This window comes from Enhygromyxa salina (genome assembly GCF_002994615.1).
GTDB classification, from domain to species: domain Bacteria; phylum Myxococcota_A; class Polyangia; order Nannocystales; family Nannocystaceae; genus Plesiocystis; species Plesiocystis salina_A.
This window is the reverse complement of record NZ_PVNK01000160.1, coordinates 1-15,917: the sequence shown is the minus strand read 5'-3', so window position 1 is coordinate 15,917 and position 15,917 is coordinate 1. Positions and strand designations below refer to the sequence as shown.

Annotated in this window: 9 protein-coding genes; 3 read left to right on the top strand and 6 right to left on the bottom strand. The window is 69.3% G+C overall.

Translation table 11 applies throughout. The features are described from left to right. Nucleotides 1-12: 12 nt before the first annotated feature. The 4 genes from ENSA5_RS17475 to ENSA5_RS17460 are packed head-to-tail and all read right to left on the bottom strand — an operon-like array spanning nucleotide 13 to nucleotide 10,886. Nucleotides 13-2,289 (bottom strand): PhpK family radical SAM P-methyltransferase, encoded by a 2,277-nt coding sequence (locus tag ENSA5_RS17475; RefSeq protein WP_106392812.1) that lies wholly within the window; start codon nucleotides 2,287-2,289, stop codon nucleotides 13-15. A 9-nt stretch (nucleotides 2,290-2,298) separates the two neighbouring features. Continuing rightward, complete coding sequence (locus tag ENSA5_RS17470; RefSeq protein ID WP_106392811.1) at nucleotides 2,299-4,689, bottom strand: PhpK family radical SAM P-methyltransferase; 2,391 nt, start codon at nucleotides 4,687-4,689, stop codon at nucleotides 2,299-2,301. After that, nucleotides 4,686-8,600, bottom strand: coding sequence for a non-ribosomal peptide synthetase (locus ENSA5_RS17465; protein ID WP_106392810.1), 3,915 nt, complete (start codon nucleotides 8,598-8,600; stop codon nucleotides 4,686-4,688). The genes ENSA5_RS17470 and ENSA5_RS17465 overlap by 4 nt, the downstream gene beginning before the upstream one ends. Before the next feature lie 42 nt (nucleotides 8,601-8,642). Further along, on the bottom strand, nucleotides 8,643-10,886 hold the full coding sequence (locus ENSA5_RS17460) for a PEP/pyruvate-binding domain-containing protein (protein WP_106392809.1): 2,244 nt from the start codon (nucleotides 10,884-10,886) through the stop codon (nucleotides 8,643-8,645). 51 nt (nucleotides 10,887-10,937) lie between these two features. On the opposite strand from ENSA5_RS17460, the gene ENSA5_RS17455 reads away from it, so the two are divergent. From ENSA5_RS17455 to ENSA5_RS17445, 3 genes are read left to right on the top strand one after another with little or no spacing between them, the layout of a single operon-like run. Continuing rightward, nucleotides 10,938-11,141 carry an MbtH family protein gene (locus ENSA5_RS17455; RefSeq protein ID WP_106392822.1) on the top strand — a complete coding sequence of 68 codons (204 nt, stop codon included), beginning with the start codon at nucleotides 10,938-10,940 and terminating at the stop codon, nucleotides 11,139-11,141. Then, nucleotides 11,141-12,595, top strand: coding sequence for a 4-hydroxyphenylacetate 3-hydroxylase N-terminal domain-containing protein (locus ENSA5_RS17450; RefSeq protein WP_106392808.1), 1,455 nt, complete (start codon nucleotides 11,141-11,143; stop codon nucleotides 12,593-12,595). Before ENSA5_RS17455 ends, ENSA5_RS17450 begins: the two co-directional genes overlap by 1 nt. Nucleotides 12,596-12,600: 5 nt before the next feature. Beyond that, nucleotides 12,601-13,938, top strand: a complete 1,338-nt coding sequence (locus ENSA5_RS17445; protein WP_106392807.1) for a JmjC domain-containing protein — start codon at nucleotides 12,601-12,603, stop codon at nucleotides 13,936-13,938. On the opposite strand, the gene ENSA5_RS17440 is transcribed toward ENSA5_RS17445, so the two are convergent. Both ENSA5_RS17440 and ENSA5_RS17435 read right to left on the bottom strand, forming a co-directional pair. Further along, nucleotides 13,924-14,799, bottom strand: a complete 876-nt coding sequence (locus ENSA5_RS17440; protein WP_106392806.1) for a class I SAM-dependent methyltransferase — start codon at nucleotides 14,797-14,799, stop codon at nucleotides 13,924-13,926. The two genes, ENSA5_RS17445 and ENSA5_RS17440, sit on opposite strands and share 15 nt — an antisense overlap. A 106-nt stretch (nucleotides 14,800-14,905) precedes the next feature. Then, on the bottom strand, nucleotides 14,906-15,313 hold the full coding sequence (locus tag ENSA5_RS17435; RefSeq protein ID WP_106392805.1) for a nuclear transport factor 2 family protein: 408 nt from the start codon (nucleotides 15,311-15,313) through the stop codon (nucleotides 14,906-14,908). Nucleotides 15,314-15,917: the final 604 nt, after the last annotated feature.

The following is a 15,917-nucleotide window of genomic DNA, read 5'->3' as shown; positions in this document are numbered from 1 at the left end:
GCGAGCTCCGCGTCAGGGGTCGAAGTGAAATTCGGGTTCGTTGGACGTAGGCGCGAGCTCCCGCGAGCTCCCGACCCGCTCGCGCAGGGTCGCAACGAGGCTCGCGCAGGTCGCCGCGCCGACCCGCGCGCGCAGCTCGAACTGCCCGGCGGCCGTGCGCGTGAGGATGATCGGGAGCTCGCGCTCGAGCTCGGGGTGCTCGCGGAGCGTGGCGACGAAGCCGCGCGGACCGTCGAGCAGGGCCGCGTCGGGCAGCGCCGGCTCGGCCGCGACCCTCGCCAGGCGCGTCGGTCGACGCAGCAGCGGGAGCCCGTAGGCGCGGTGGGTCCGAGCGCGGGCTCGCTCGGCGCGGACCCGCTCGAGCCGCTGTGGCCACTGCAGCTCGGGGTCGGCGTCGACCTTGACCGGGAGCAGTTCGGCGTCCGGCTCGTCGTTGATCAGGACCAGCGCGTGGCCACGCCTGGCCGCTCGCGCCGCGGCGAGGCCGAGCGCCGCGACGAGTGAGAGCGGATCGCGGTCGTCGAGCGCGAGGGCCCTGACGATGGGGGCGCGCGGGCCTCGCTCGCGGCTGAGCAGCTCGATCGGTCGGGCGCGATCGCTGAACTCGGCGAGGACCTCGAGCCAGTAGCCCTCGGCGGCGCGGTAGTCCGCCCCTGACAGGCGTGGGGCGCTGGGCTTGGCGGGCGCCGCAGCGGGCGAGGGGACCCGCGCGCTCGCTCGCCGAAGCTCGGCGAGCCGCGCGGGGCTCAGCTCGCGCCCGGCCTCGGGCCGCAGCAGCCGATCCTTGACCGCCGCGTTGTAGCTGCGCAGGAACGCGTGGACCCTGGCCGGGCTCATGCCGTGGCGCTGGAGGTAGAAGGTGCTCCAAAACTCGAACCCGGCTTGCTGTTGCCAGGTCGAGCCCTCGACGGCCAGGAACATGTGCTCGATCCACGCGCAGGCCTCGGTCACGTCCATGGTGTCGTGGGTCCAGGCGAAGCCCTCGCCGCAAAGCCCGTGGCGCTCGCGGTCACGATAGATCGGCGTGATCGGATCGCAGTACCAAAGCTGGGCCCGAAAGTAGGACGGCCGCGCGGTCTCGATCAGATCGATGGTCTCGGACACGCTCTCGCTGGTCTCGCCGGGGAACCCGACGATCAGCGACGCATAGCAGGCGACGCCGAGGGCCTCGAGCCGCGGGATCGCGCGCAGGTAGTGCTTGCGCCGCGCGGACTTGTTCATGATCTCCAAGATCCGATCGCTGCCCGACTCGACCCCGAGGATTACGCCCTCGCAGCCGGCCGCGGCCATCAGCTCGAGGGTCTCGTCATCGCCGTGATCGCAGCGGTAGAACGAGTTCCAGCGGAAGCCGTAGTCGCGCGCGATCATCAGGCGCAGGATGTCCTTGAAGCGGCGCTTGGGGACATTGAAGGTGTCGTCGATGATCGTCAGGGTGTCGACGCCGCCGAGCTCGGCGATCGCGTCGAGCTCGGCGGCGACCTCGTCGACGGACAGCACCGTGTAGCGACCGGCGCGCTCGGGGAAGCCACAAAACGCGCACGAGAAGGGGCACGACTTGGCGGTCCGGGTGGTCACGAAGCGGCCAAACGCCCCGGGCGGGAACAGTTGATAGTCGACGCGGCTGGCCGACAGATTGTTGTATTCGACGCTGCGCTCGCTAAACACGACTCGCTGACCCCGACGGATCCCGAGGTTGTGGATCGGGTCGAGGGACGCGCCGCGCGCGAGCGCGTCGACGATCTCGCACAGGGCGGCCTCGCCCTCGGCCGAGATCACGTAGATGTCGCCGCCGAGGTAGAGCAGCTGCTCTTCGAACAGCTCGGGCGTGAGCGCCTTGGCCTGACCCGCGATGTAGGGCCCGCCGATCACGATCGTGGTCTCGGGCCGATGCTCGCGCACGAACGCGACGAGCTCGAGGATCGGTTGCGGGTGGGTGTAGAGCGTGGTCGTGAGCGCGACGACCCGGAGATCCTCGGCCGCGAGCTTGCGCGCGAAGGACTCGCGCTCGAGGTGGGGGAGGTTGACGTAGTCGAAGGCGTGGCCCGCCTGGCTCAGCCGGGTCCCGAGCAGCGCGACCGCGGGCCACAGGAAGTCGGCGTTGTGCAGGTGCGGCCCGTCGGGGTGGAGATGGTTGATCAGATCGAGGGCCCGAAACGGTCGGCCCTGACGCCAGACCAGGCTGAGATCGAGATCTTGATAGGCCGCCGTCGTCGCGCCCATGGCCCGGACTCGACGCTCGTGGGCGACGATGTCGATGTCGTAGAAGCCGACGATGAGGCACTCGGCCATGGCGAGCCCTCAGAAGCTGAAACCCTCGCGGGTCAACGAACTCACCGCGGTCGCGGGCGTCGGCGGTCCGACCGTCGCGCTCGCGAGCGGGGCCTCCGGTGTCGCGGCGCTGCGCCCGAGCAAGGTTGCGAGCTGGGCCCGGAGCTCGGCCCGGGTCGAGGCCGGGCACGTGCCGCCGAGGCGCAGCGCCGCCGCCCCCGGCGTGGTCGTGAGGCGGAGCTCGAGCCCGATGGACGCGTAGGCTGGGACGTCGCGCCACGGGGGCGGCAGGTCGCCGGCCCCGTCGATCCACAGGCCGATCGAGAATTTGGGTGATTGATCGTGAAAGGGCAGCACGCGTGAGCCGCTCGTGAGCACGTCGAGGCTGTGGACGCGATGGGCGTGGGCGCGGACGAGCTGCTCGCCGACCTCGGCCTCCCACGCGGCAAAGGTGAGCGTCGGGCGGGGCTCGAGCGCGATCGGGAACGCGGCGTCCGAGGCCGGCGCGACCGGTGCGCCCGCGATCACCAGCCCGATCGCGCGGAGCTCGTCGAGGCGCCAGGCCAGGACCGCGATCGCAGCCAGGGTTCGCGTGCTCAGGGCGAGGGGGTCGCGCAGCTCGGTCAACGCGGGCGGGAGCTCGACGGTGCAATCGCCGTCGCCGTCGCCGTCGCCTTCGAGGCTGCGCGCGAGCGCCTGCCCGCCGCCGAGCGTGGGCACGAAGGCCTCGCGGCAGTAGCTCTCGGCCGCGAGCCGGGCCTCGGCCGAGAAGCTCGCGCGGACCTCCGGAGCTGGCTCGGGCCGATCCTCGAACGCGGCCGCGGCCTCGAGGTTGGCGATCAGCCCGGCGTGGACCCGCTCGTCGACGACCCCGCTGATCTTCTCGCGGACCACGGCGTTGAACGCCCGCAGGTAGCCCTTGATGCGCTCGAGGGCCATGCCCTGGCGCTGGAGGTAGAACAGCGACCACTGAAAGAAGCCGTACTGCGGCAGGAAGATCGACTCGTCGACGGTCTGGAACACGTGATCGACGAGGTCGCAGGCCGTGGCCGCGTCCATGGTCGAGTGCGACCACCGAAACGACGAGCCTTGGATCTGGTAGAGCTCCTTCTTCTTCCACACCGGGGTCAGCGGGTTGGCGTACCAGGGCTGGGCCGAGAAGGTCACGGGCCGGGTCGTGCGGATCAGATCGAGGGTCTCTTCGACGGTCTCGCGGGTCTCGCCTGGGAACCCGATGAACACGTTGGCGTGGGCGAGGATGCCCTCGTCGGCCAGGCGTGGGATCGCGCGGAGGTAGTCCTCACGCTTGGCGGTTTTGTTCATGGCCGCGAGCATCTTGGGGCTGCCCGACTCGACCCCGAGGAACACCCCCTCGCAGCCCGCCTTGGCCATCAGCGCGATGATCTCGTCGTCGGTGTGATCGCTGCGCAGCGTGCAATTCCAGCGAAAGTCTCGCCAGTACTCGTTGCGGATCATCATGCGGAGGATCTCGCGGAAGCGCTTTTTGGGGACGTTGAAGGTGTCGTCGATGAAGGTGAGGGTCGTGACCGTGCCGATCGCCCGGATGTTGTCGAGCTCGCGCTCGACGTCGGCGACCGAGGTGTAGGTGTACTTGCCGGCCTGCTCGGGGAAATTGCAGAACGCACAGGCGAAGGGACACGACTTGGCGGTTCGCGTTGACACGAATTGCCCGATCTGCTCGGGCGAGAACAGCGTGTAGTCGACGGGGTTGTCTTCGATCGGGTTGCGCTCGACGACCGAGGGGGTGAACACCATGCGCTCGCCGTCGCGGATCGCGAGGTTGTCGATCTCGCCGACCGCGGCGCCTGAGCGCAGGGCGTGCAGCAGCCGCGCGAGGGTGGCTTCGCCCTCGGAGCTGATCACGTAGTAGTCGGCCCCGAGCGCCTGGAGCTGACGCTCGACCCCGAGGCGGTCGTCGCTCTTGGTCACGTTGGCGATGTAGGGCCCACCGACCACGATCGCCACGTTGGGGTCGCAGCTGCGCACGAATTCGATGATCTCGGTGATCGGCCAGGGGACGACGTAGAGCGTGGTCGAGATCGCCACGGCCAGGACCTCGCGGGTCCGCAGCTTCTCGCGCAGGGCCTCGCGCTCATGGGTGAAGGCGTTGATGAAGTCGAAGCTCAGCCCGCGTCGCGTCAAGTAGCCGCCGAGGTAGGTGATCGTCGGCCAGATGAAGTCGGCGTTGTGAAACGGGACCTCGCGCGTGCCGCCGTCGCGGACATAGAGCTTGGTCAGCAGATCCAAGGCCTGGTGGGGCGCGCCCTCGTAGTCGACGTAGGACAGGCGGATGTCCCGGTAGGCGCCGGAGCTCTGTCCGTGGCTCTTGACTAGGTCGAGGTAGTCGACGAAGCGCTGGCTGTTCATGCCAACCAATAGACAGTCGAGGCGCGCGGTCATGGTGTCCCTTGGCTGAAATCGAAGCTCGCGCGGGGCGGGGTCGGGGCGGCGGCGCGACTTGGACCACCGTCTTGGCCAAGGTCGAGCTGCAGATCGAGGACCCGGCGGTCGGGATGCTCGACGATCGCGGCGAGCAGTTGGTGGTAGAGCCCGATCATCGTGAGGATCGTGGCCCGATCGAACAGCTCACAGGAGTACTCGACGTCGCCGAGCAGACCCTCTTCGTCGTCGGTCAAGGCCAGGACCAGATCGAACTTGGCCGTGCGGCTGTGGGTTTGCCATGGGCTGATCGTCAGGCCCGGCGGGGACTCGGGCTCGAGGACCGTGTTTTGAACTGAGAACGCGGCGCGGAACAGCGGATTGTGTGTTGTCCGGCGCTCGGGTCGAAGCAGCTCGACGAGGCGCTCGAAGGGCGCGTCCTGGTGGTCGTAGGCGTCGAGGGTGACCTGGCGGACGCGGGTCAGGAGCTCGCGGAAGCTCGGTGTGCCCGACGAGTCCACGCGCAAGACCAAGGAGTTGACGAAGAAGCCGATCAGCGGCTCGAGCTCCGCGCGGTTGCGATTGGCGACGGGCGAGCTGAGGACGATGTCGTCCTGATCGGAGTAGCGAGTCAGGAGCGCGACGAAGGCCGCGAGCAGGGTCATGAACAAGGTCGCCTCGGCCTCGCGAGACAGCGCGAACAGGGCGTCGCGCAGCTCCGGCTCGACGCGAAAGGCCTCGATCGCGCCGCGGTAGCTGGGCTGGTCGGGGCGCGGGCGGTCGGTTGGCAGGCGCAGCTCCGGCAGCTCCGCGAGCTGGCGCTGCCAGTAGCGCAGCTGGGCCTCGATCCGCGGGTGGTCGAGCTCACGCTGCTGCCAGAGGGCGAAGTCGGCGTACTGCAAGGGCAGCGGCGCGAGCGGCGAGGGCTCGCCACGCGAGCGCGCCGCGTAGTTGCGCGCGAGCTCGTGGCGCAGGACCCCCGCGGACCAGCCGTCGAACAGGATGTGGTGGATGTTGAGCAGCAAGACGTGGTCTCGCGGCCCGAGGATCACCAGGCGCAGGCGCCACAGCGGGGGCTGCTCGAGGTCGAAGGGTCGCTGGGCCTCGGCGTCTGCGAGCTGCTCGGTTCGGGCGAGGCGCGTGGGCTCGTCGAGCCCGCTGAGGTCGACGACGGGCAGCTCGACCGGGAGCGCGTCGAGGATCACCTGAGCGGGCTCGTCGCCGACCATTCGAAACGCGGTCCGGAGGATCTCGTGGCGCGCGACGATGTCGCGGAAGCTGGCCACGAGCGCGTCGCGATCGAGGGGCCCACGCAGACGGACGGGGACCGGGCCGTTGTAGAGCGCCGCGGCGCCCGGTGGGAGCACGTGATGCATCAGCCACAGGCGCCGCTGGGGGCTCGACAGCGGCAACACCGCTGGCCGTGCGCTGGCCGTGGGCGCCGGGCGCTCGGGCTGCGCGTGGTCTGGCCTGCGCTCGGCCAGGGCGGCCTCGACCGCGGCCGCGAGCCCAGCCAGGCTCGGCTGCTCGAACATCGTCCCGAGCGGGAGCTCGACGTGGAGTGTCTTGGCCAGCTTCGACATGACCTGCGTGACCTGCAGCGAGCGGCCGCCGAGATCGAAGAAGCTGTCGTGGAGGCCGACCTGCTCGACGCCGAGGATCGTCTTCCAGCTCGCGGCGATCACCCGCTCGACCTCGGTCTGGGGCTCGGCGAACGCGACCGCGAGGGCCGGGCGCTCGGGCTCGGGCTCGGGCAGGGCCGCGCGATCGATCTTGCCGTTGGCGGTCAGCGGCAGCTGGTCGAGCTGCACGAACACCGAGGGCAACATCGAGTTGGGCAGCCCGACGGCGAGGTGCTCGCGCAGCACCGTCGTCGATGGCATCGGACCGTCGACGACGAGCCAGGCGACCAGCCGCGCGGCGCCCGAGTCGTCACCGCGCAGCTCGACGACGACATCGCGGACGCCCGGGTAGCGACGCAGCGGCGCCTCGATCTCGCCGAGCTCGACGCGGACTCCGTCGAGCTTGATCTGGCGATCGACGCGACCGCAGAACTCGATGACCCCTGCGGGTCGCCGACGCCCGCGATCTCCGGTCTTGTACAGCCGCCCGCCCGGGGTCGGGGAGAAGGGGTCGGGGACGAAGGACAGGGCCGTGTCCCGCGGCAGGCGATCGTAGCCGCGGGTCACCGCGAGGCCGCCGACGTAGAGCTCTCCGACGACGCCGTCGGGGACCGGGCGCATGTGCTCGTCGAGCACGTGGACCCGAGCGTTGGCGATCGGCGCCCCGATCGGTGGAGGGCCCTCGCCGCCCGGGGCGACGTGAGCCATGCAGTCGATCGTCGCTTCGGTCGGGCCGTAGCAATTGACGAAGCGCCGGCCTGGACCCCAGCGATCGGCCAGCTCCGCGCTGCAGCGTGCGGCGCCGACGTGAATGACCCGCACCGCGGGGACCTGTTCGGGCTCGACGAGCGCGAGCACGGCGGGGGTGATCGCACCGATCACGCTGACCTCTTGCTCGCGCAAGAAGCTCGCGAGGCCGGGACGGGCGGCGCGGCGCCAGGCATGGCGCGGTGCCAGGCACAGCGCCGCGCCGCGGGTCAGGGCCAAGAAGGTCTCGAGCACCGAGGCGTCGAAGCAAAACGAGCAGATCCGGCTGACCCGGTCGCGCGCGTCGATCCCCGCGCCCTCGGCGAATTGATGAATTGCGTTGGCGAGGCCGCGGTGTGTGACCGCGACGCCGCGCGGCGCACCGGTCGAGCCGGACGTGTAGATGACGTAGGCGAGGTGATCGAGGTCTGCGCTGCGATCGGGGCGCTCGACCGTCGGGGGCTCGGCGGACGCGTGGTCGTGGATGACCAGGGTCGGGGTGTCGGGCGGCAGCCGCGAGCACTGCTGCGGCTCGACGATCGTCACGAGCGGGCGCGCGTCGGCGAGGGTCTTGGCCAGGCGCGCGTCCGGGTAGTCGGGATCGAGGGGCACGTAGGCCCCGCGGGCCTTGAGCACGGCCAGTAGCGCGATGACCTGATCGGCGGGGTCGTCGAGCAGCAGCGCGACGCGGACCTCGGGTCCGACGCCCCGGGCCTCGAGCGCGCGCGCGAGCGCGGCCGCGCGGCGGTCGAGGGCCCCATAGCTGAGCGAGTCGCGGGGCCCATCGCCGAACGAGCCGGTCCCGGCCAGCGCCGGGGCGTCGGGTCGCAGCGCCGCGTGGTGCTCGAAGCGCGAGAGCACGGTCCCGGGCGGGATTGGGCCGGTCACGCCGTCGCCGTCGTCGACTCGCGGAGCCGGGGGCAGCTCGGTCAGCGGCCTGCCGTGGTCGGTCACGCCTGCATCGAGAAGCGCGACCACGAGCGCGCCGAAGGCCTGCACGGCCGCGCCCGCGTAGCTTGGCGCGTCGACGCGAATTCGGACGCGCTCGGCCTCGCTGGTGGCGTGGACGATGATCTCCGGGCGCGGCTCGAAGTCACCGGACAGCCCGTCGAGCGCGACGCCGACGTGGATCAGCGCCCGGCTCGGGCTGAGCTCGGCGAGCGTGGGCCCGCAGGGCTCGTCCTGGCTGGCGAAGCCGTCGAGCAGCGATCGTCGAGCGGCGCTGAGCAGGTCGCGAAAGCGCAGGTCCGCGGTCAAGCTCTGGACCAGTGGGATCGTATTGGCGATCGCTCGTCGCTCGCCGTCGATTCGTGGCGGCGTGCCAACGATGACTTTGTCGGTTCCAGCGAAACGTGCGAGGGCGAGCTGGGTGCTCGCAACAAGAGCGGCGAGCTCGAGCAGCTTGGCGCCGCTGGTCACCGCGCGGAGCAGAGTCGTGGCGCGCTCGTCGAGCACGAATTCGAGCTCACCCGCGGGGGCGCCGGGCCACAGCCCCGGAGACGCTGAATCGAGCCCCTCGAGCTGTCGATGCCAGCGATCAGTGGTTGTTGATAGTCCGCTCATCGCCGCCCCGGACTCTAACACGGACCGCCGGCCTTTGAGGGATTACTCGACGATGCGAACGACCGTCCCGCTGCCTCCGTCAACTTCGACATGATCACCAGTACATAGCTCCGCGACGCAATCACGAGCACCGACCACGCAAGGTAGGGCCAATTCCCGGGCGAGGACCGATGCATGTGATAGATGGTTGCCAGTTGCGACGACGACGGCCGCAGCGTGGGCCGACAAGGGCACCCACGCTGGGGTCAATACTGACGTGATCAGGACTTCACCGGCCCCTAGATTAGCGAGATCGGACGGGTCATTAAGGATGTGCGCGCGGCCCGCCGCTCGCCCTGGGCTCGCTGGCAGACAGTGCCAGATATCGCCTTGCTCGCCGCCTGTGGCCGGTTGACGCAGTATTTCGGCGATCTCCAGGGCCCGCTTGAAGGGCACAGGCAACTCACCATCACCAAGGTACAGCGGCGGCGACAGTCGAGCCTGGTGCGAGCGCGCGCGTCGGCGGGCCGCGATCTGGACTTTGATCGTTGGATCGACATCGCCTGATTTGACGAGGGCCTCGAGCTCGCGGTGTTCGAGAAAGAAAACGTCGTCATTACGCTCGATCCAACCTTCGCCGACGAGTTTTGTCCCAAAGGTCAAAAGTATTCGACGCATGCACGGCCACGCTCGCGTCACTTCTTGCACCGCACGCGAGCGCGCGCGAGCCAGCTGTTCGGCGCGCAACAATAGCGCGTCGAAGCGGGCTCGCGCGCGCGGGCTCAGGCTGGCCGAGACCCGCTCGCGCGCGTCGTCGCGGAGCTTCGTGGCTGCGGCGACGCGCTCGGCGACGGCCGTGACTGGCGGCGTCAGGCCGCGCTCGGCGACGCTCGGCTCACCCCAATCGAGCGAGAACACAGCGTGATCTTCGAATGTCGGGACCTCGATCCCGAGCAGGAGCGTGCGCGGGTTGAGACCCTCGACCTGCGCCCGCACGAACTCGACCAGCAAGAGCTCGGCCTTCCACGCTGCGTTGCAGATCCCGGATAGCAACCCGAAGCCGAAGGCCGAGACCTCGACGAGGGCCTCGAGCCGCGCGAGCGCTCGGTGTCCGTGCTCGTCGTCGCCCTCGGCGTCGCGGAGCAGGCGATCTCGACGCGGAACGAACTCCTTGACCCAGGCTTGGCGACACGCCCGGCTCCCCGGGTCGCTCGGCCGTCCGGCGAAGATGATCGAGGCCCTTCGCGGGTCGCGAACGAGGTGCACGAGCAATCGACCGATCATCATTAGGGTGCCCCGCAGATCGCTGGGGACCGTGTCGACCGTCGTGTAGTACCAGCCGTTGACGAGCACGCTCGTGGGCTCGGGCGACGGCAGCCCGACCCAGCGGAGGCGAAAGTCGGCGGCGCCCCGCTCGAGCCCGGGGATCAGCCAGGTCGCGGCCAGCGGCGTCAGCGGGGCCCCGAGCCACTCACCGAGGCGCAGGTGACGAGCCCAGGCCCCCGGCCGCGGGGCCGCCCACGCGGGGGGCTTGGGTGCGCTCGTGAGTGGCCGGGCCTGGAGCAGGTAGAGCGTGTCGTCGTCCAACGCCCACTCGATCTGCACGCTGCCAGTGAGCCCGAGCGCGGCCTCGACCCGGACGAGCAGAGCCGCGACCGCGCGGGCCCGAGCCGGGGTCAGGACCTCGGGCTCGCCGCGGCACTCGGCGCGCTCGCCCTCGACCCGCCAGTCCTCGCCATTGATCGTTCCGGCCAGGAGCTCGGCGCCCAGGCCGAGGACAGCGCTGACCCGAACCCCCGCGGCGCCGCTGCCCGGATCGACGCTCGCCGCGACCCCGGCCGCGCGCGCGTCGATCTGCCGTTGAACCAAGATCGCCAGCCTCGAGTCTGGGGGCCGACCGAGGCCCTCGCGGTAGGCCTCAATCGCCGCCCCCGCGCCACGCCAGCATCGCTCGATCGCTGCGGCCACGGCGGTCGGTCCGTGGACCTCGAGCTCGCTCGCGTAGAGCCCGGCGAAGGACGCGTCCCCGTCCTCCTCGACGGCCGAAGACCGAACCGCCCAGGGGCCCTCGTCGAGCTTGGCGATCGCGGTCAGGAGCTCGGCTGGCAGCCCATCCCCGCCGGCGGACTTGGCGCCGGTGGGGCGGGCGTCGACGGTGCACACGAAACCCTCGGGGACCTCGAGGCCTGCACCGCGCAGCCTCGCCAAGGTCGCGGCCTTGCGTCCGACTCGTGCGGGGGCCCGGCAGCGCGGGTCATCGAGCGATACGATCAAATCGCACATCACGACATCGAACTCGAGATCCACGTGTTGTCATAGATGTATCATCTCGCAGGGACCTGCGATAGGCTTCCGACCATGGCCACTGATTCAGACGATCTTTACATAGTCGTTATCAACCATGAGGAGCAATACTCGATCTGGCCCGTCGGCCGACCGATCCCCCTCGGTTGGGAGGCCGTGGGTGAGCCTCGAGATCGGGCGGCGTGCCTCGACTACATCGAGGAGACCTGGACCGACATGCGTCCCCTGAGCCTCCGTCGTCACATGGCCGAGCGCTGATGGCCCTTCGAACAGGCAGCCAGTATCTCGCGGCGCTTCGTGACGGTCGCACGGTGATCCACGACGGACGGGCCGTCGACGTGAGCGAGGCGCCCGGCTTCGCGGCCACGGCCGCCACCGTCGCGCAGTTCTACGACTTTCAGAACCTGGCTTCGATGGCCGAGATCATGAGCTACACGAGCGAAGACGGCGAGCGCGTGGGCATGGCCTTCATCGAGCCGCGCAGCCGCGAGGATCTCCGCCGCCGCGCGGCCGCCTACGCGGCCTGGGCTGAGGTCAGCTGCGGGTTGATGGCCCGGAGCCCGGATTACATGAGCACGTGTCTGGCGGCGCTCGGCGGCATCAGCCGGGTGTTCGAGGGTGTCGACCCGGTCCTGGCCGCGCGCGCGCGCAAGATCTACATCGACGCGCGGACGCGGGACCTGTGCTACACGCACACCTTCTCGGAGCCGTTCAAGGTCTTGCCGCCCGCGAGCGAGGGCTCCGAGCCCGCGCCCTCGTGTCGGGTCGTGCGTGAGACCGCCGACGGCCTCGTGATCTCGGGCGCGCGGGCGTTGGCTACCCTGGCGCCGTTCTCGGACATGAATTTCGACCTCCCGGGCGGTGCGCTGTGTGTCCGCGAGGGGCAGCCGTGGCTGGCCGGCTTCGTGATGCCAAGCTCGGCGCCGGGCCTGCGCTGGATCTGCCGCGATACTCTCGGCGGCTCTGGACGCGAGGCGTCGCTGAGCTCGCGCTGCGACGAGATGGATTGCGTCGCGCTGTTCGACGAGTGCCTGATCCCGTGGGAGCAGGTCTACCTCTTGGTGCCCGCCGATACACCCTTTCCGGCGATGCCGCTGGTCATGGCCGGGCTCCAGCACCACGTGGTCGTGCGCTGCGTGGCCAAGACTCGGTTGTTCGTCGGCCTCGCGCACCTCATCGCCGAGTCCTCGCGGGTCGGGCAATTCGTCAACGTGCGCGCCAAGATCGGCGAGATGATCGGCTTCCTCAACACCATGGAGGCCTTCGCGATGGCGGCGATCGAGGGCGCGATCGAAGACCCGGAGACCGGTCACTGTGTTCCGCACCCGGCCAGCGTCGAGGCGGGCGTGACCATGTACTCCGAGTTTCACGGCAAAATGGTCCATCACCTGCTCGATCTCGGCGGCTCGCGCTACATGAGCACCCCCCAGGCCGCGACCCTCGATCTACTCGGGGGGCTCGTCGAGGATCACTTTCGCGGCCGGGCTGAGTCGGGCCGTGACAACGTGGCCCTGTTTCGACTGGCGTGGGATCTCGTCGGCAGCGGCTGGGGCTCGCGTCACAACCTCTACGAGCGCTTTCACTTTGGCGACGCGACCTTGCGCAAGAGCGCCGCGTACCTGCACCACGACATGGACGGCGCCGTCGGTATGGTCCGGCGCTTGTTGAAGCTGCCCGCCGCCGGCGGCTTCAGCACCGGAGCCGAGGGCTGAACGCGATGCCCGATCACGCGCCCGATCAACCGGCCCCCGTGACCGCGGTGTTCGACGCGGCGCTGCCCGCCGCCCTCGACGCCGGTCGTCGGTCACGCGCGCGCTGGGTCTACGCGTTCGAGCTGCTCGGCGGCGAAGGCAGCTGGACCCTCGATCTCGCCGCGGCGACGCCGAGCTGTCGGCCTGGGGCCAGGGCCGGGCACGACTGCCACCTGGCGATCGCCGCCGCCGAGCTCGCCGCGGTCCTCGAAGGCCGCGCGGATCTCGAGCAGCTGTTCTTCGAGCAGCGCCTCGTGGTCAAGGGCAACATGGAGGCTGCGGCCGCGCTCCCCGGTGTGCTCGACGAGCTCCTCGGCCCGGAGCGCGCCTTCGGGCTCGCACCGCTCGTCGCTCCGCTCCCGGTCGACGAGTTCCTCCGCGATCGCTGGCCGGATCGTCTGTGGATTGGGGGGGCGCCCGATGCCAGCCCCGAGTTCGCCGCGATCCCGCAGCTGCGAGACGTCCACGCGCTGCTCGAGGTCTGGCCCGGCGTGGTCCGAGTGTTCGGGCCCCACGACGATCACGCCCTGTCTCCGCAGGTCGATGTCGAGACCGGCGCGAAGCTCTACGAGCGCGGCTTCACGCTCGTGTTTAGCTGCGTGGATCTGCTCATCCCCGCGCTGAAGACCCAGCTCGAGGCGTTGAGGAGCGAGCTCGGGCTCGCGCCCAACACCTGGGCGCGGTGCATGGTCTACGCGAACCCGACCGGGGGCGCGCTCAACCCTCACTTCGACGAGAACGCCAACTTCGTGGTCCAGCTGCACGGTCGCAAGATCTGGCGGCTCGCCCCCAACACCCACGTCCGGCACCCAACCACGAGCCACCTGATCGGCGGGCCCGTCGACCCGGAGCTCGAGCCCGAGCTCGACGCGCCGCTGCCTGATCGGCTCCCGGACACGGCTGAGACCGTCACGCTGACCGCGGGCTCGCGGATGTTCCTGCCTCGGGGGTATTGGCACGAGACCCGCGCGAGCGAGCCGTCGATGTCACTCAACTTCACCTTCAGTCAGCCGTGTTGGGCCGATGTCCTGGCCGAGGGCCTCCGCCGCCGTCTGCTCGAGGAGCCGGCCTGGCGCGAGCTCGCGGAGGTCGGCGAGCCCGCGCGCTTGGCCGAGCTGACCCGCGCGGAGGTCGAGCGGCTCGCCGCGGTCGAGCCTGCCGAGTTGGCCGGGAGCTTGGTCGCGAGCTTGGTCCCGCGGATCCCCGACGAGGTCGACGTGCTCGATCTGCGCCGCGACTGGGTCGCCGCGCTCGCGCGGCTCGGGGCGCGAGCAAGCTCCAGCGGGGACTCAGGCGCAGATTGACGCGGCCGGGCCGAGCAGCCCGAAGCCGAGCGCGGGCATGTCGAAGTTGACCGGAGTCGAGAAGTCGGGCTTGGTCCGGCTGCCCTCGGGATCGATGATCTCGCGGCTCTCGCGGCTCTCGACGCCCGCGGCGACTTCATCCCACAGCAAGCCCACGTCGTGGCCCCGGCCCCAGGTCTGCGGTCGCATGCAGATGTCATGGAACGCGATGACGCCCTCGGGCCCGACGAAGCGACGGTAGAGCTCGTAGTCGGACCGCGCGCCGGCGTAGGAGTGGTCGCCATCGATGATCAACAAGTCGACGAGGCGGCCGTCGAGCAGGCGCTCGACGTCGACGAGCGTGCCGTGGTGACCCGAGCGATCCCGAATCATGTGGAGCGTCTGCGTGGCCGGCCCGAAGCGCGCGAACAGGGCGTCATCGTCGTTGGGCTTGCACGCGTCGAAGGGCGAGTCGGGGGCGTCGATCGCGATGATCAGCCCGTCTTTCGCTGTCAATTGACTGACGCAGTACAGCAACCCGCCGGCCGCGGTCCCAATCTCGACGACGACCCGCGGGCGCATGCGCGCGACGAGCCCGACGAACGCTCGGAGCTCGACGGGGTTTTGGATGGCCGGGAAGCGATCGATCGTCCTTTGGACCAGGCCGTCAGCCACCTTGTCTGGGGGGGCTTCGTCGAGCCAGCCGAGGTCGCGCATCCGCTCGAGCAGCTCGGTGCTCGGGCTGCCGGCCTCGAGCGCCGAGACCTCGGCCTCGCTCGCGTCGATGAACCCGGGCCGCCAAGAGTGAAACAAGACCTTCGCGGCCCCGAAGCTCGGCGCAGCGAGTTCGAGGCCGTGAATGTGGGCAATGAAACCGAGCATGTCGCCGTACTTTGCGAAGTAGCGGCTCAGCTCATCACTCGTTGTCCAGCGAATTGAATCCAAGGTAGTGTCACTCCCGGGGGCTCGTGCCCGCGCTGACGGGCTGCTATGCGTTGGGTAGGTTCTGGGGCATGAAGTTGATGCATGCGAGCATCAGCCAGTTGTCGCCCTGCGCGTCGACGGCGGACGAGTGCGCCCAAAATTGCATGAAGCGATACTCGCCCTCGACGTTCTTCTTCATCGCCGCGCCCTTGGTCACGGTGGTCCCCGTCACGACGGCGATGCCATGGCCGTAGCCCTGGATCTTGAGATTGTCGAACTCGTACTCGACTTCGATCCGCGCGGTGGCGAGGGCCTTGAGTTCAGCCATTTTCTCGGTGATGCCGCCGGAGGCGTCGACGGTGAACCAGTCGTCGTGGAGCAGTTCGCCGAAGGCCTTGGGGTCGCTCGCTAGGGTGGCCTGTCGCAGCCGGTTGTTCAAATCGGAGAGTTTTTCAACAAGTTGTTCCGCCATGATCTTTCATCCTGTTCTTTGTTGTCGTGGTTGATGCTGGGAAGCGCTAGGCCAATGAGTATGAGGATGTGCGGCGTCCTCAGACAACATGTTTTTTTGCGAATCACTGCTCGAAGATCGATGGTCTCGGAGCGTACACTTTAATCGTGTCGATGGAGTCAGAGGGGCGTAAACGCCCCAGGGTCGAATCCTGCGACCAAGCGACGATCGGAGGGGCGGCGCCCGTGGCGCCGATTCTCCGGACTGAGCCCCGAACTACTGCATGAACTGGAGTTGACGCCTTCAACCCGCGGATCTCATAGTCGACGCTGAATGACTCTCAGTTTTGCACGGCGGATATCTTTTGGAACGATGGTCCGCGAGGATGATGGCCCGGGAGGAAGTTCAAGGGGTTTGGGCGGGTCGTTGATCGCATCACGCGAATCGATTGGGCACGAAACGAGGTTTAGTAGCCGGTGGTACGATGTCTCGCGAGGGATTGCACCACGGGCTGCTAGCAGCCCGGGGTGCAATGCATCGTGTCGCCTCGCGCCGGAATTTTCGCCGAGGGCGCGAAGCCAAAACGCCGCTGTACCGGGCGTACTGCAAGTTTTGGCGACAAAGC

Excerpts from the sequence above, each read along its gene's own strand:
- ENSA5_RS17475 (WP_106392812.1), bottom strand. The coding sequence starts at position 2,289 with ATGGCCGAGTGCCTCATCGTCGGCTTCTACGACATCGACATCGTCGCC.
- ENSA5_RS17470 (WP_106392811.1), bottom strand. The coding sequence starts at position 4,689 with ATGACCGCGCGCCTCGACTGTCTATTGGTTGGCATGAACAGCCAGCGC.
- ENSA5_RS17465 (WP_106392810.1), bottom strand. The coding sequence starts at position 8,600 with ATGAGCGGACTATCAACAACCACTGATCGCTGGCATCGACAGCTCGAG.
- ENSA5_RS17455 (WP_106392822.1), top strand. The coding sequence starts at position 10,938 with ATGGCCACTGATTCAGACGATCTTTACATAGTCGTTATCAACCATGAG.
- ENSA5_RS17450 (WP_106392808.1), top strand. The coding sequence starts at position 11,141 with ATGGCCCTTCGAACAGGCAGCCAGTATCTCGCGGCGCTTCGTGACGGT.
- ENSA5_RS17445 (WP_106392807.1), top strand. The coding sequence starts at position 12,601 with ATGCCCGATCACGCGCCCGATCAACCGGCCCCCGTGACCGCGGTGTTC.
- ENSA5_RS17440 (WP_106392806.1), bottom strand. The coding sequence starts at position 14,799 with ATGCTCGGTTTCATTGCCCACATTCACGGCCTCGAACTCGCTGCGCCG.
- ENSA5_RS17435 (WP_106392805.1), bottom strand. The coding sequence starts at position 15,313 with ATGGCGGAACAACTTGTTGAAAAACTCTCCGATTTGAACAACCGGCTG.